Source organism: Zoogloea sp. (assembly GCF_041911615.1).
GTDB lineage: Bacteria > Pseudomonadota > Gammaproteobacteria > Burkholderiales > Rhodocyclaceae > Zoogloea.
Genome location: NZ_JAYROR010000114.1, coordinates 1 through 15266, shown reverse-complemented (window position 1 = coordinate 15266; position 15266 = coordinate 1). Strand labels below are relative to the sequence as shown.

Sequence of the window (15266 nt, the reverse complement as noted above, 5' to 3'; positions counted from 1 at the left end):
GAGGGGTGCCCCTGATCCTCGCGCTCGGCCTCGCCGGCTGTGCGGCTCCGGCCCTGCGTGCGCCGGACGTCGCCGCGCGCCCGGCCGTCGCCGAGCTGACCCGCTTCGCCCTCGAAGGCCGCCTGCTGGTGAAGGATGCCGAGCGCAGCGCCGCCGTCGGCCTCGACTGGCAGCACGAGGGCGCCCGCGACGACTGGCTGTTCACCGGTCCTCTCGGGCAGGGGCTCGCGCGCATCGAATCCGACGCCGCTTCCGCCCGCATGACCCTCTCCGACGGTCGCCGCACCGAGGCCGCCTCGGCCGCGGAGCTGGCCGAATCCCTGCTCGGCGTCGATGCGCCGCTCGCTCGCCTGCCGCGCTGGGTGACGGCGCGGCCGGCGGCGGGCGCCGAGGTCCGCGAGGTGGACGCCCAGGGGCGACTGCGTCGGGTCGTCGACCAGGGGTGGACCATCGAATACCTCGACTACACCGGCGAGGCGCCCGACGCCCTGCCGCGCAAGCTCGACATCCATCGCGGCGACACCCGCCTGCGCCTGATCGTCGATACCTGGAACGCCAACTGACCCCATGAACGCCGCCGACTTCGACCCGACCGCCGTCCACCACCTCCCCGCGCCCGCCAAGATCAACCTGTTCCTGCACATCGTCGGACGTCGCCCGGACGGCTATCATCTGCTGCAGACCGCCTTCCGGATGCTCGATTGGGGCGATGAGATCACCCTGCGTCGCCGCGACGACGGCGAGATCCACCGCCTCACCGACGTGCCCGGCGTCCCGGCCGACGCCGATCTCGTGGTGCGTGCGGCGCGGGCTCTCCAGGCTGCTTGCGGAAGCCCGTTTGGCGTCGATATCGGTGTGCGCAAGCGCATCCCGATGGGCGGCGGCCTGGGTGGCGGCAGTTCCGATGCCGCCACCGTGCTGATCGGGCTCAACCGAATCTGGGGGGGCGGGCTGTCGCGCGCCGCGCTGCAGGCTATCGGTCTCAAGCTCGGTGCCGACGTGCCCTTCTTCATCTTCGGCGAGGCCGCCTTTGCCGAGGGCGTGGGTGAGGACTTGCAGGCGCTGACCGTGCCGCCGGCCTGGTACGTGCTGGTCGCGCCGCCGGTCTCGGTGCCCACGGCTGAAATTTTTTCCGCAAAAGAGTTGACACGAGATACCGAACCCCTAATAATGCGGGGCTTCGCAGCACACACAACGCGAAACGACATGCAGCCAACGGTTTGCGGTCGGTTTCCCGAAGTGGCGGAAGCGCTGGCTTGGTTGTCGCAGTTTGGGGCGGCCAGGATGAGTGGTTCAGGGGCTTGTATCTTTGCTTCTTTCGATTCGAAAGAAGTTGCAGATCAGGTTGCTGGCAAGGCTCCCCAGGGCTGGAAAGTCTGGGCGGCCGCAGGGCTAGACCGGCATCCGCTGAAGGATTGGGTTGTGTAGGTTGTGAAACGATTTCTTGGGGAGTCGCCAAGTTGGTCAAGGCACCGGATTTTGATTCCGGCATTCGAAGGTTCGAATCCTTCTTCCCCAGCCAAATTCTGCGGGCAGGTCTAAAAACCTGCCCGTTTTGCTTTAAGTTTTCCAATTCGCAGTAACGAGAGGTGATCATGGCTTCGGGCAGCCTGATGGTTTTCACCGGCAACGCCAATCCCAAACTGGCCGCAGACGTGGTCCGCCGCCTTGGGAAATCTCTGGGTTCCGCCACGGTCGGGCGTTTCTCGGACGGCGAGGTCAATGTCGAACTTCTCGAGAACGTGCGCGGCAAGGACGTTTTCGTCCTCCAGCCGACCTGCGTTCCCACTAACGACAACATCATGGAATTGCTGATCATGGTGGATGCGCTCAAGCGGGCTTCGGCCGGCCGCATCACCGCAGCGATTCCCTACTTCGGCTACGCCCGCCAGGATCGTCGCCCGCGTTCGGCCCGCGTGCCCATTACCGCCAAGGTCGTCGCCAACATGCTGCAGGCCGCCGGCGTGCAGCGCGTGCTCACCGTCGATCTCCACGCCGACCAGATTCAGGGTTTCTTCGACATTCCCGTCGATAACATCTACGCCGCCCCCGTGCTGCTGGATGACCTGGAGAAGCAGAAGTACGAAGACCTGATGGTCGTCTCCCCGGACGTCGGTGGCGTGGTTCGTGCCCGCGCCTTCGCCAAGCGCCTCGAATGCGATCTGGCGATCATCGACAAGCGCCGCCCCAAGGCCAACGTGTCCGAGGTGATGAACATCATCGGCGAGGTCGAAGGCCGCACCTGCGTGATCATGGACGACATCGTCGATACCGCCGGCACCCTCTGCAAAGCCGCTCAGGCGCTCAAGGAAAACGGTGCCAAGCGCGTCATGGCCTATTGTACCCACGCGGTGCTGTCCGGCCCGGCGATCAGCCGCATCAACGAGTCCGATCTTGACGAGCTGGTGGTGACCGACACCATCCCGCTGTCCGACGAGGCGCGTGGCTGCAAGCGCATCCGCAGCGTGTCGATCGCCGAGCTGCTCGCCGACACCATCCTGCGGATCAGCAACGAAGAATCCGTCAGCTCGCTCTTCACCGAGTAAGCGGCAGCGTTTCGAGCCGGTGGGTGTGAGCCCGCCGGCTTTTTTCAAGGCCCGTCTGGTCGCGGACGGGTTTTCCATCTGGAGCATCATCAATGACCATTCAATTCAACGCCAAGAAGCGCGAAATGCAGGGTTCGAGTGCGAGCCGCCGCCTGCGCCGCGCCGGCAGCGTCCCCGCCATCGTCTACGGTTCCGGTGAGCCGGTGCAGATCGAGGTCGATCACAACGAGATCTACCACGCCCTGCGCAACGAAGCCTTCCACGCTTCCGTGCTGTCCATGAACCTCGACGGCGCCGCCCACTCCGTGATCCTCAAGGACACCCAGTGGCACCCGTACAAGCAGCAAGTGCTGCACCTGGACTTCCAGCGCGTCGATGCCTCCCACGTGATCCACGTGAAGGTGCCGCTGCACTTCATCAACGCCGACGTGGCTCCGGGCGTCAAGCTCGAAGGCGGCATGGTGTCCCACCCGATCACCGAACTGACCGTCGAGTGCCTGCCGGCCGTGCTGCCCGAGTTCATCGAAGTCGATCTGAAGGACCTCAAGAGCGGCGCGTCCATTCACGTTTCCGGCCTCAAGCTGCCGGTCGGCGTGAAGGCCCTGACCCACGGTGAAGACCCGGTCGTGGCCACCATCCTGGCGATCCGCGGTGGCGAAGACGAAGCCGCCGAGGAAACCCCGGCTGCCTGATCGGTTCACGGGGTTGCGAGGTTGATCGAGCGATGAGCCAGCTTGCGCCCAAGCTCGTCGTCGGCCTCGGCAACCCCGGCGCCGAATACGCTGAAACCCGGCACAACGCCGGGTTTTGGTTTTGTGAGCGTCTGGCCTGCGAACTGGGCACGTCGTTCAGCAAGGAGGCGCGCTTCCACGGCCTCGCCGCCAATGCCCGCGGCGATGGCGTGTGGCTGCTGATGCCGCAGACCTTCATGAACCGCTCCGGCCAGTCCGTGGCCGCGCTGGCGCGTTTCTTCCGCATCACCCCGGCCGAGATCCTCGTCGTCCACGACGAGCTCGACATCCCGCCCGGCCAGCTACGCCTCAAGTTCGGCGGCGGCCTCGGGGGGCACAACGGCCTGAAGGACATCACCGCCCATCTGGGCACCCAGGATTTCTGGCGTCTGCGGGTCGGCATCGGCCATCCGGGAGACCGCAACGAGGTGGTCAACTTCGTCCTCAAGCCGCCGCGGCGCGAGGAATCCGATCTCATCGACGAATCCCTCGATCGCGCCCTGGCGGTCTGGCCCTTGATCGCAAAGGCCGACTGGAACGCCGCGACCCAGCGTCTCAACACCCGTCCCGCCGTCGCCAAGCCCGCCCGTTGAACGGGTGAAATTTCGCTTCATGGCGTAAAGCCTGCGTCGCCAAGGCCGTTGACCGGCCCATCGAATCAGATGGGCTCACGTCGAGCCCATCGTTCTTGAAGGAAGCGACGATGCGCAAGCTCGCGGATACGCCGATCTGGCTGCGACTGACCGGCGCGATCTGGTTGATGTTGGTGATCGCCTGGGGGAGCATGATCGCCTGGGAGACCCGGGTGAATCGCCAGACCGCCATCGCCCAGGCGCAGGACTTTGCCCTGTCTGTTCACGAGATGACCATGGCGGGTCTCACCGGCATGATGATCACCGGCACGGTGGGGCAGCGCGAGGTGTTCCTCGACCAGATCAAGCAACTGAACGCCATCAAGGACCTGCAGGTGGTGCGTGGCGATGCGGTGAGCGCCCAGTTCGGTGCCGGCAACCACCCACGGCCGGTGCTCGATGCCGACGAGAAGGCCGCCCTCGAAGGGCGACACGAAGTCATCCGGGTCGAGCGCGATCCGGCGGCGGGGGAATACCTGAGGGTCGTCAAGCCGGCGCTGGCGGCCGAAAACTACCTGGGCAAGAACTGCATCGCCTGCCACCAGGTGCCGGCGGGCACGCCGCTCGGCCTCGTCAGCATGAAAGTGTCCCTCGACAAGGTTAACGCGGCGGTGGAGCGTTTCATGTGGGAAAGCATCGCCACCGCGGTGGTGCTTTCGTTACCGCTGATCGCCTTCGTGATCTTCTTCATCCGTCGCTTCGTCGTGCGTCCTCTCGTTGGCATGAACACCAGTCTGGCCGAGATCGCCAAGGGCGAGGGTGACCTGACCCGTCGCCTGCACGTGGCGGGGCGCGACGAGATCGGGCAGACGGCTGCCAGCTTCAACGAGATGCTGGCGGCGATCGCGCGCCTGGTGCGTCAGGTGAGCGAGGCGGCGGGACGTGTCACGGCGTCGGCGCACCAGCTTTCGGCCGGCGCCGGGCAGGTGGCGGAGGGGTCGCGCCAGCAGCACGATCAGTCCGAACACGCGGCGGCGTCGGTGGAGCGCATGGCCGACAACATCGCCAGCGTCGCCGCCAGCGCCGAGCGGGTGCATCAGCGCTCCCAGGAAAGCCTGCGGCGGGCCGGCGAGGGCAGCAAGACGCTCGATTCCCTCGTCACCGAGGTCGGTCACGCCGAGGAGGCGGTGCGTCAGATGGCGGATTCCGTCGAACATTTCGTGGAGTCGACCACCGTCATCACCTCCATGACCCGCGAGGTGCGCGAGATCGCCGATCAGACCAACCTGCTGGCCCTCAACGCGGCCATCGAAGCCGCCCGGGCGGGCGAGCAGGGGCGCGGCTTTGCGGTGGTGGCGGACGAGGTGCGCAAGCTGGCCGAGAAGTCGGCCCGTTCGGCCGGCGAGATCGACGCGGTCACGACGCGGCTGTCGCGCCAGTCCGAGGCGGTGCGCGAGGCGATCCATCAGGGGCTCGATCACCTGGCGTCGAGCCGCGTGGCGGTGGGCTCGGTGGCCGCGGCGATCGAGTCCGCCAATCAATCGGTGGTGGCGGTCGGGCAGGGGCTCGACGAGATTGCCGAATCCACCGAACAGCAGCGCAGCGCCAGCCTGGCGGTGGCCCAGAGCATCGAAGCCATCGCGGCGATGGCACGCGACAACAATGTCGCGGTCGAAACCACTGCCCGGGCCGCGCACGACATGGAGAGCCTGGCCGGCGAGCTGCAGCAGACGATGTCGCGCTTCCGCGTCTAGCACCGTGACGAGGTGCTCCGGGAATCATGACAAATGCGCAGCGGCCGGAAAAAGGTCACACTGCGGGTGACCGACAGGCTTGCGCGGATTTCACGCTTTGCCACAATTCCGGAGCCGGGTGTCCGGTCGCCGGACGGGCGAAGGTTAGCGTCCGGGCGTGTTCAAGGGATTTTCATGTACCTGCGCTATTTCGCCGTGCTGGCGACCGCCATTGCCGTTTTCCTGGTCGGGGTCGTCAAGCCCGCCTACAACTTCGACATCATAGGCTACGTGGCCACCGCCCATTACAACCAGGGGTTGCGGGGTGCCGCGCTGGCCGAACGCAGCTACGCGGACGTCCAGGCCGAGATCGGCGAGGCGCGCTTCGACACGCTGCTGTCCGGCCGCTACGGCGAGATCGTCCGCCATGATCCGGTGGCCCTCGAACAGCAACTGCCGTTCTACACGATCCGGATGGGTTACGTGTGGGCGATGGAGGCCGCGCACCGCCTGGGCCTCGACTACGCACGAGCCACGTACGTGCTCAGCGCCTTCTTCCAGGCGCTGGCGGTGCTGCTCCTGGCGGGGATCGCCGGCCGCGTCGGGGTGTCGCTCTGGGCTGTGCCCGGTGTGGCCTTCCTGGCCAATTTCGGCGAACTCGCCCAACTCTCGACCCCCGACGCGATGACCTGCTGCGTGAGCCTCGCCGCGATCTACTGCGCGGCGCGGCGAAGCGCCTGGGCCTATCTGTTCGCCGCCGCGCTGCCGTTGGTGCGCACCGATTTCCTGCTGTTCGCGCTGCCGCTGTTCCTGTTCCTGTTCGTGCACGACCGCCGGCGCCTGGCGCTCGTGGGGGCGCTGACGGCGCTGGCGCTGTACATCGGCAACAACGCGCTCAACGGCAACTACGGCTATCGCGTGATCTTCCACTTCACGTTGATCGGCCTCGACCCCTATCCGGCGACGATGGCGGTGTCGTCCGACCCCGCCGACTACCTGCACGCCTACCTGCGGATGTTCGCGACCTTCGCCAAGAGCCCGCACGCGGCGATCTATTTCGTCTCCGCGGCCGCCGCCTTGCTGCATTGGCGCCGCCTCGGGCGGGCCCCGCTGCTGCCGGTCGGGCCGGGTGGCGGGCCGCTCACCGGGGCCGCGGAGTTCCAGTTGCTGTTCCTGGTGCCGGCGGCGTTCTTCGTGGCGCACCTGCTGCTCTTCCCGATCTACATGGAACGCTACTTCGCGGCCGTGGCGGCGCTCATGCTGGTGTGGGTGATCGGTCTGATCGGACGCCTGCGGCCCGCCTGAGCGGCGCGGCCAAAAACTTGATGCAAAGCATCGCGGCGGGACGGCGGCAACGCGCTAGAATGGAAAATTGGCAACACACCATTCGTTGAAGACGGAGCTCCCCGAAATGCCCCAGTATCGTTCCCGCACTTCCACCGCCGGTCGCAACATGGCCGGCGCCCGCGCCCTGTGGCGCGCCACCGGCATGAAGGACGGCGACTTCGAAAAGCCGATCATCGCCGTGGTGAACAGCTTCACCCAGTTCGTGCCGGGCCACGTTCACCTCAAGGATCTGGGGCAGCTGGTCGCGCGGGAAATCGAGGCAGCCGGCGGTGTCGCCAAGGAATTCAACACCATCGCCATCGACGACGGCATCGCCATGGGCCACGGCGGCATGCTGTACTCGCTGCCGTCCCGCGATCTCATCGCCGACAGCGTCGAGTACATGGCCAACGCCCACACCGCCGACGCGCTGGTGTGCATCTCCAACTGCGACAAGATCACCCCGGGCATGCTGATGGCCGCGCTGCGCCTCAACATCCCCGCGATCTTCGTCTCCGGCGGCCCGATGGAAGCCGGCAAGGTGAAATGGGAAGCCAAGGTGATCTCGCTCGATCTGGTCGATGCGATGGTCAAGGCCGCCGACAGCAGCTGCTCCGACGCGGAAGTGGACGCCGTCGAGCGCTCCGCCTGCCCGACCTGCGGCTCCTGTTCCGGCATGTTCACCGCCAACTCCATGAACTGCCTGACCGAAGCCCTGGGCCTGTCCCTGCCGGGCAACGGCACGGTGGTTGCCACCCACGCCGACCGCGAGCGCCTGTTCAAGGAAGCTGGCCGCCGCATCGTCGACCTCGCCCGCCGCTACTACGAGCAGGACGATGCCTCGGTGCTGCCGCGTTCGATCGCCACTTTCAAGGCCTTCGAGAACGCCATCAGCCTCGACGTGGCGATGGGCGGTTCCACCAACACCGTGCTGCACCTGCTGGCCGCCGCCAAGGAGGCCGGCGTCGATTTCACGATGAAGGACATCGACCGCATCTCCCGCAAGGTGCCGTGCCTGTGCAAGGTGGCGCCGGCGGTGGCCGACGTGCATATCGAGGACGTGCATCGCGCCGGCGGCATCATGGGCATCCTGGGCGAACTGGCCCGCGCCGGCCTGCTCCACACCGATCTGCCGACCGTCCACAGCAAGTCGATGGCCGAAGCGCTGGCGGTCTGGGATGTGATGAAGGCCCACGACGCCGGTGTGTTCAACTTCTACAAGGCGGCGCCGGGCGGCGTGCCCACGCAGGTGGCGTTCAGCCAGGACCGCCGCTGGAACGAACTCGACCTCGACCGCAGCCACGGCGTGATCCGCGACAAGGCCCATGCCTTCAGCCAGGACGGCGGCCTCGCCGTGCTGTACGGCAACATTGCCGAGAAGGGCTGCATCGTGAAGACCGCCGGTGTCGATGAGTCGATCTGGCAATTCACCGGCCGCGCCCGCGTGTTCGAAAGCCAGGAAGACGCCGTGGCCGGCATTCTCGGCGATCAGATCCATGCCGGCGACGTGGTGGTGATCCGCTACGAGGGGCCGAAGGGTGGCCCCGGCATGCAGGAAATGCTCTACCCGACCAGCTATCTCAAGTCGAAGGGTCTCGGCAAATCCTGCGCGCTGCTCACCGACGGGCGCTTCTCGGGCGGCACCTCGGGCCTGTCCATCGGCCATGCTTCGCCGGAAGCCGCCTGTGGCGGCGCCATCGGTCTGGTGGAAGAGGGTGACACCATCGAGATCGACATCCCCAACCGCCGCATCCACCTGGCGGTGTCCGACGAGGTGCTGGCAACCCGCCGCGCCGCGCAGGACGCCCGCGGCTGGAAGCCGGCCAACCGGGTGCGCCAGGTCTCGGCCGCGCTGCAGGCCTACGCGGCGCTCACCACCAGCGCCGACACTGGCGCGGTGCGCGACGTGACGCAGATCCAGCGCTGAACGTCTCCGCGACGTTCGTCCCGATGCCCGGCACCTGCCGGGCATTTTTTGCCCGCTCGCCGGTGGGCTCAGGCGTCGCGGGTGGCGTCGGCGAAGGCTTCGGCGAGGTGATCGAGCAGGGCCCGCACCGATGACACCAGGCCGCGGCGGGTGGCGAACACGGCGTGGATGAGCTCCGGCGGCGGCGTCCAGTCGGGCAGGACCCGCACCAGCGTGCCGCTCGCCAGGGCGTCGCCGATCAGTAGCGCCGGCAGCTTGGCGACCCCCAGCCCGGCGATGGCGGCGCTGCGCAGGGTCGTGAGATCGGAGGTGCCGAAGGCGGGATGAAACGGGAGCGTGGCGGTCTGCCCCTCCGGGCCGCTCAGCGTCCACGCCGGGCGCTCGACGGTGGGGTCGCTGCCGAGGCTGGGCCAGGCGAGCACATCCCGGGGCTGACGCGGCGCGGGGTAACGTGCGATCAGCTCGGGGGCGGCCACCAGCAATTGCGGCGCCTCGCCAAGCGCGCGCATCGTCAGGTCGCTGTCTCCCAGCGGCAGCGGGCGGACGCGCAGGGCCAGGTCGATGCCCTCGGCGATCACATCCACCGGCCGGTCGAGCCCGACGACCTGCAACGCGACCTGGGGGTGACGCCGGGCGAAATCCACCAGCATCCGGCCGACGCAGCTGTGGAGCAGGGCGATCGGACAGCTCAGGCGCAGGCTGCCGCAGGGCGCCTCGTGGGCCGCGGCGATCACCGCCTGGGCGGCCTCGGCCTCGGCGAGCATCGCCTTGCAGCGCTGGTAGTAGGCGCGGCCCAGTTCGGTGACGTGGAACTGCCGCGTCGAGCGCTGGATCAGGCGCGTGTCGAGGCGCGCCTCGAGCTGGGCGATGCGGCGGCTGAGCTTGGACTTGGGCAGTTGAAGAGCGCGACTGGCGGGCGCGAAGCCGCCGTGGTCCACCACCTGGACGTAGTAGAAGAGATCGTTCAAGTCTTGCATGGCGCGATTATCGTTCCAAAAATAGAACGCTGAGGCACAAAAATACCGACTACACGGCATTTGGTGTTGCTCGTATCCTCTTTCTGTCGGTGCGCGCGTGAAGCATGGCGCGACGCGGCCTCAACCCTGACAGGAGACGATCATGAAAAAAGTGCTCGGCGTGTTCCGCGCGCCCCAGACCCACTGGGTCGGAGACGGCTTTCCGGTGCGCTCGCTGTTCTCGTACCAGAACCTGGAGTCGGCACTCAGCCCCTTCCTGCTGCTCGACCACGCGGGCCCGGCGTATTTTGAACCCGCCAACACGCCGCGGGGCGTGGGTCAGCATCCCCATCGCGGCTTCGAGACGGTGACCATCGTTTACGACGGCGAGGTGGCGCACCGGGATTCCACCGGCCAGGGCGGGGTGATCGGGCCGGGCGGCGTGCAGTGGATGACCGCCGGCGCCGGAATCCTCCACGAGGAGTTCCACTCCGAGGCTTTCACCCGTGCCGGCGGCACGCTGGAAATGGTGCAGCTCTGGGTCAATCTGCCGGCGCGTCACAAGATGGCGCCGCCGGCCTATCAGGCCATCGTCGCCGCCGACATCCCGGTGGTGACGCTGCCCGACGGGCGGGGCGTGCTGCGCGTCGTCGCCGGCGAATTCGCCGGTCGGCGCGGTCCGGCGCAGACCTTCACGCCGATGAAGGTGTGGGACATCCGCCTGCAACCCGGCGCGCCGCTCGAACTGCCGGCCACCGCCGGCTGGGGTGTGTCGCTGGTGGTGCTGCGCGGGACGATCCGCGTCGACGGCGGCGGCCGCGCCGGTGCCGGACAGCGCGTGCTGCTCGACCGCGACGGCGAAGGCCTGCGCATCGAGGCCGACGAGGCGGCGGTCGTGCTGTTGCTCAGCGGTGCGCCCATCGACGAGCCGGTGGTCGGTTACGGCCCCTTCGTGATGAACACTCAGAAAGAGATCGTCGAGGCGATCCACGACTTCAACAACGGCCGCTTCGGCGGCATGTCCGCCTGACCAGCCTGCCGCGGCGGCCCGGGTCGCCGCGTTACCCCAAGGAGCGCAGAAATGACCGACAAATCCTACGTGAGGCTCGACAAGTCCCAGGCGGCGGTGCTGCTGGTGGATCACCAGGCCGGCCTGTTGTCGCTGGTGCGCGACATAGAGCTCGACCGATTCAAGAACAACGTGCTGGCGCTGGCCGACCTGGCCCGCTATTTTGCGCTGCCGACGATCCTCACCACCAGTTTCGAGAACGGTCCCAACGGTCCGCTCGTGCCGGAACTGAAGGCGCTGTTTCCGGAGGCGCCCTACATCGCCCGACCGGGCAACATCAACGCCTGGGACAACCCCGACTTCGTCGCCGCGGTGAAGGCCACCGGCCGTCGGCAGCTCATCATCGCCGGCGTGGTGACCGAAGTCTGCGTGGCCTTTCCGGCCTTGTCGGCGCTGGCCGAGGGGTTCGACGTATTCGTCGTCACCGACGCCTCGGGCACCTTCAACGAGATCACCCGCCAGGCCGCCTGGGCCCGCATGGGCGCAGCCGGCGCCCAGCTGATGAGCTGGTTCGGCGTCGCCTGCGAGCTGCACCGCGACTGGCGCAACGACGTGGAAGGCCTCGGCGCGTTGTTCTCGGCGCACATTCCGGACTACCGGAACCTCATCACCGGCTTCGCCACCCGGCAGGCCGCCCGCTGAGCGATCCACCCATCGGCCGATGCCCGCGCGGCATCGGTCGTCACGGGATTTGGCGTAAGCTTGCGGCATGCCGCAAGGTTGATGCTTCCCCCGCAACGCGTTTCCCCGCCATTTCAAGGAGCCCATCGTGACCCGTATCCTCGGCATTTCCGGCAGCCTTCGTGCCGAATCCTTCAACACCGCCCTGCTGCACGCCGCCGCCCGGCGGGTGCCGGCGGACGTCAGTCTCGAGGTCGTCACCCTGCACGGCATTCCGCTCTACGACGGCGATCTGGAAGCGCGCGAAGGCCTGCCGCCGGCGGTGCTCGCGCTGCGCGAGCAGATCGCCGCCGCCGACGGCCTGCTGCTGTCCACGCCGGAATACAACAGCGGCGTGCCCGGCGTGTTCAAGAATGCGCTGGACTGGGTGTCGCGCACTTCGGCGGCGCACCCGGCGGTGCTGGCCGGCAAGCCGGTGGCACTGATCGGCGCCTCGCCCGGCGGGTTCGGCACCATTTCGGCCCAGGCCCACTGGCTGCCGGTGCTCCACGCGCTGGGGATGCGTCAGTGGTCCGGCGCGCGCCTGCTGGTATCCAAGGCGCACACCGTGCTGGCCGACAACGATCTGCAGGATGCGGCCCTCGGCGAGCAGCTCGCCCGGTTCGTGGCTGGCTTCGCGGCCTTCGCGGCCCAGGCCAAGGGCTGAGCCGGCGCCATGTTTCCGCTTTCCGCCGGCCCGGTGCCGGAGGTCCGCCGCGGGCGTGACATCCACGAGCGGCATCGGGTGTCGACGCCCCTCGAGTTGCTGTTCGACCTCGTTTTCGTGGTCGCCATCGCGCTGGCCACCGGCGGGCTGCACCACGGGCTCGCCGAACACCACCTGGTGGACGCCGCGCGGCACTTCGGGCTGGCGTTCTTCGCGATCTGGTGGGCGTGGATGAACTACACCTGGTTCGCGTCTGCCTACGACAACGACGATCTGTGGTTCCGCCTGCTCACCATGCTGCAGATGGTCGGAGTGTTGATCTTCGCGACCGGGGTTCCGCTGGTGTTTCGCGATCAATGGGGGCCGGCGGTGGCGGGGTTCGTGGTGATGCGCGTGGCGCTGGGCATCCAGTGGGTGCGCGCCGGCGTGGGCGATCCGGCCCGGCGGGCCACCTGCCTGCGCTACGCCTTGGGCATCGCCGTGGCGCAGCTGGGCTGGATCGGTCGTCTCGCGCTGCCGGCGCAGTGGCAGTGGCCCGCCGCCGCGCTGATGGTGGCTGTCGAGCTGGCGGTGCCGCCGTGGGCCGAGCGGGCCAGCGAGGGCACGCCCTGGCACCCGCACCACATCGCCGAGCGCTACGGCCTGATGACCATCATCGTGCTGGGCGAGTGCGTGCTCGGTGCCGCCAACTCGGTGGCGGGCGTGCTCGAATCGGCAGGCTGGTCGGTCGAGATCGCGCTGGTTGGGGCGGGCGGCATCGGGCTGGTGCTGTGCCTGTGGTGGATGTACTTCCTGCTGCCGTCCGGCGAGGCGCTGCATCACCACCGGGAGCGCGCCTGGGGCTGGGGCTACGGGCATTTCTTCCTGTTTGCCGCGGTGGCGTTGATCGGCGCCGGCCTCGAAGTGGTGGCCGACGCGCTCAAGGCCGTGCCGGATGGCGCCCACGCGGTCGATCCGCAGGTGGCGATCGGGGCTGTCGCGGCGGGCCAGGCGCTGTTCGTGCTGGTGCTGTGGGGGCTGTGGCTGTTCGTCGCACGGGCCGCCGTGCGCCAGGGAGGGTGGGTCGCCGTCTGCCTGTTGCTGCTGGTGGGTGTCGGCTGGGCCGTGGACCGGGGGCTGCCGCTGCCGTGGGCGCTGCCGCTGCTGAGTGTCGGGCCGGTGGCGTTGATCGCCTTCAATGAAGCGGGCCGACGCAGGCACGTGGCCTGCTTCGAGATGCGATAGTCCGCTTGTAGCTGAGGCTGTAATTTGATACAGTCATCGCGTGCCGTAGATGTACTCAACCCCTTCAGGCGTTTTCCGCATGCTTGACCACATGACATTCCGCGTCACCGATATTGCCCGCGCCAAGGCCTTCTACAGCGCCGCCCTCGCGCCGCTGGGCTACAGCGTCTGCTTCGAGGGCCAGTACGGCGCGAACATCCTCGGATTGGCCTACCCCGATGCCTCGGAGCCCGACGGCAGGAAGGCCGACGTGTGGTTCATCGACGGGCCGTCGCCCCATGGCGGGCCGGCCGCCACGTCCGGTTGCCATCTTGCCTGGCGGGCGGAAAGCCGGGCGCAGGTGGATGCCTTCTACCACGCGGCGATCGCCGCCGGAGGCAAGGACAACGGCGCGCCCGGACTGCGGCCGGACTACCACGCCCATTACTACGGGGCCTTCGTGATCGACCCCGAGGGCAACAACATCGAAGCGGTCTGCCACCGGCCGGAATGAGCACGCCCTGACTCGGCGCGGGCCGCAGCGGGGCGCCGGCCTTGCCCTGCGATCGGTCTCCTCGCGTGGCGCTGGCGGGGCGACGGACATCACGCGGCGAGGTGCGACGAAGGTTTGATTGTATAAATCTGTGACGCTGGTGGCGGCGGCAGTGGGCTTTTCTGCGTAGTATCCTCGCATCCCAAGATTCCGCTGCGCGATGAAGCATGCCTTTTGCCTTTCTCCTGTTTTTCGGTCCGTGGATGACGCTGTGACCCAATGCGTGATCCGCCTTGCGCGCGGGCGTGACGAATGGGATGCGTTGTTCGAGCGCGTGTCGGCGCCCGCGATTGTTCAGGCGTGGGCCTATGGCGAGGCGAAAGCGGCGACGGGCTGGTGCGTCGAGCGGCTGGTGTTCGAGCGTGGCGGGGTACCGGTGGCGATCTGTCAGGTGCTCGTCAAGCGCGTCCTCGGCGTGGCGGTGGCGGCGCGGATCAACCGTGGGCCGCTGTTCCTGGCGGCGCAGCCGAGCGAGACGGCGGTACGCGCGGTGTATGGCGCGCTGCGCCGGCGCTGGCGGTTCGGGCGCCGAGGGTTGCTGGTGCTGGCGCCGGGTCTTGCCGATTCCGACGTCCATCGGGCGTGGCTGCGTGCGGCGGGCTTTCGCGCCCGAGGGACGGCCGGGTGGTGTTCGGCGGTGCTCGATCTGCGCCTCGCGGCGGATGTCCTGCGTCGTCAGCTGGCGCCGACCTGGCGTACCCAGCTCAACGGCGCCGAGCGTGGCGGGTTGCACTTCGAGATCTCCGATACGCCGGAAAGCTTCGCGTGGATGCTCGCCCGTCACCAGGAGAACATGCGCGACAAGGGCTTTGCCGGCACGCCGGTGGCCTTTCTCGAGGCGCTGCGGCGTCATGCGCCGGCGGATTTTTTCGTCTGCCAGGTGCTGGCCGACGCACGTCCGGTGGCCGGGATGATCGTGTTCCGCTTCGCCCGCAGCGCCGAGTACTTCGTCGGCTGGTTCGGGCCGGAGGCGCGCCAGCGCAAGGCGGGCAACTTCCTGATGTGGAACGCCGCGCTGGCCATGCAAGCCCGCGGTTGCGAGCGTTTCGACCTGGGCGGCTATTCCTCGTCCGACGGCTACGGCCGCTTCAAGCAGGGGCTGCGCGGCAGCGAGTATCGCCTGCTCGAGGAGTGGGTGGCCTTTTGAGCGAGGCCGCCCGGCCGGCTCATCCCAGCTTTTTTTGGGTATCCGTAATCGGTAGTTGATTTGACGCCTGTCGGGCAGTCATGTTGTGTTGCTCTAAAACCGTAATTCATTGTTGACGGCGCGGCGAGAAGTCTGTATAGTTCTTTCCATGGGAGATGACCTCCCACCCGGCACCT

15 protein-coding genes and 1 tRNA gene are annotated in these 15266 nt (G+C 67.7%); 15 read left to right on the top strand and 1 reads right to left on the bottom strand.

The features are described from left to right. Window positions 1-5 precede the first annotated feature (5 nt). From lolB to ilvD, 9 genes are all read left to right on the top strand, one after another. Complete coding sequence (lolB, locus tag ACE3P2_RS14665) at window positions 6-563, top strand: lipoprotein insertase outer membrane protein LolB (RefSeq protein WP_374265738.1); 558 nt, start codon at window positions 6-8, stop codon at window positions 561-563. Between the two features lie 4 nt (window positions 564-567). After that, complete coding sequence (ispE, locus tag ACE3P2_RS14660; RefSeq protein ID WP_374265736.1) at window positions 568-1428, top strand: 4-(cytidine 5'-diphospho)-2-C-methyl-D-erythritol kinase; 861 nt, start codon at window positions 568-570, stop codon at window positions 1426-1428. Between the two features lie 17 nt (window positions 1429-1445). Continuing rightward, a tRNA-Gln gene (locus tag ACE3P2_RS14655) sits at window positions 1446-1522 on the top strand. A gap of 73 nt (window positions 1523-1595) precedes the next feature. Then, the gene (locus tag ACE3P2_RS14650) at window positions 1596-2546 is read left to right on the top strand and encodes a ribose-phosphate pyrophosphokinase (RefSeq protein WP_374265734.1); all 951 of its coding nucleotides are present in this window, start codon (window positions 1596-1598) and stop codon (window positions 2544-2546) included. 92 nt (window positions 2547-2638) lie between these two features. Beyond that, window positions 2639-3238 (top strand): 50S ribosomal protein L25/general stress protein Ctc, encoded by a 600-nt coding sequence (locus ACE3P2_RS14645; protein ID WP_374265732.1) that lies wholly within the window; start codon window positions 2639-2641, stop codon window positions 3236-3238. Window positions 3239-3270: 32 nt separating this feature from the next. After that, on the top strand, window positions 3271-3870 hold the full coding sequence (gene pth, locus ACE3P2_RS14640; RefSeq protein ID WP_374265730.1) for an aminoacyl-tRNA hydrolase: 600 nt from the start codon (window positions 3271-3273) through the stop codon (window positions 3868-3870). 110 nt (window positions 3871-3980) lie between these two features. Continuing rightward, on the top strand, window positions 3981-5603 hold the full coding sequence (locus ACE3P2_RS14635) for a methyl-accepting chemotaxis protein (protein ID WP_374265728.1): 1623 nt from the start codon (window positions 3981-3983) through the stop codon (window positions 5601-5603). 174 nt (window positions 5604-5777) lie between these two features. After that, window positions 5778-6887, top strand: coding sequence for a hypothetical protein (locus tag ACE3P2_RS14630; protein WP_374265726.1), 1110 nt, complete (start codon window positions 5778-5780; stop codon window positions 6885-6887). A 106-nt stretch (window positions 6888-6993) separates the two neighbouring features. After that, window positions 6994-8835, top strand: a complete 1842-nt coding sequence (gene ilvD / locus ACE3P2_RS14625; protein ID WP_374265724.1) for a dihydroxy-acid dehydratase — start codon at window positions 6994-6996, stop codon at window positions 8833-8835. 68 nt (window positions 8836-8903) lie between these two features. On the opposite strand, the gene ACE3P2_RS14620 is transcribed toward ilvD, so the two are convergent. Further along, on the bottom strand, window positions 8904-9812 hold the full coding sequence (locus ACE3P2_RS14620; protein WP_374265722.1) for a LysR substrate-binding domain-containing protein: 909 nt from the start codon (window positions 9810-9812) through the stop codon (window positions 8904-8906). A 142-nt stretch (window positions 9813-9954) separates the two neighbouring features. On the opposite strand from ACE3P2_RS14620, the gene ACE3P2_RS14615 reads away from it, so the two are divergent. The 6 genes from ACE3P2_RS14615 to ACE3P2_RS14590 all read left to right on the top strand — a co-directional run bounded on the left by ACE3P2_RS14615 (window position 9955) and on the right by ACE3P2_RS14590 (window position 15090). Next, the gene (locus ACE3P2_RS14615; RefSeq protein WP_374265720.1) at window positions 9955-10821 is read left to right on the top strand and encodes a pirin family protein; all 867 of its coding nucleotides are present in this window, start codon (window positions 9955-9957) and stop codon (window positions 10819-10821) included. A 51-nt stretch (window positions 10822-10872) separates the two neighbouring features. Then, a complete protein-coding gene (gene ycaC, locus ACE3P2_RS14610; RefSeq protein WP_374265718.1) occupies window positions 10873-11502 on the top strand; it encodes an isochorismate family cysteine hydrolase YcaC in 630 nt (209 codons plus the stop codon). A gap of 127 nt (window positions 11503-11629) precedes the next feature. Beyond that, the gene (locus ACE3P2_RS14605; RefSeq protein WP_374265716.1) at window positions 11630-12187 is read left to right on the top strand and encodes an NADPH-dependent FMN reductase; all 558 of its coding nucleotides are present in this window, start codon (window positions 11630-11632) and stop codon (window positions 12185-12187) included. A 9-nt stretch (window positions 12188-12196) separates the two neighbouring features. Further along, window positions 12197-13411, top strand: a complete 1215-nt coding sequence (locus tag ACE3P2_RS14600) for a low temperature requirement protein A (protein WP_374265714.1) — start codon at window positions 12197-12199, stop codon at window positions 13409-13411. A gap of 79 nt (window positions 13412-13490) precedes the next feature. Further along, window positions 13491-13904: a VOC family protein gene (locus tag ACE3P2_RS14595; RefSeq protein WP_374265712.1), complete on the top strand. Its 414-nt coding sequence runs from the start codon at window positions 13491-13493 to the stop codon at window positions 13902-13904. Window positions 13905-14154: 250 nt separating this feature from the next. Beyond that, complete coding sequence (locus tag ACE3P2_RS14590; RefSeq protein WP_374265710.1) at window positions 14155-15090, top strand: lipid II:glycine glycyltransferase FemX; 936 nt, start codon at window positions 14155-14157, stop codon at window positions 15088-15090. Window positions 15091-15266: the final 176 nt, after the last annotated feature.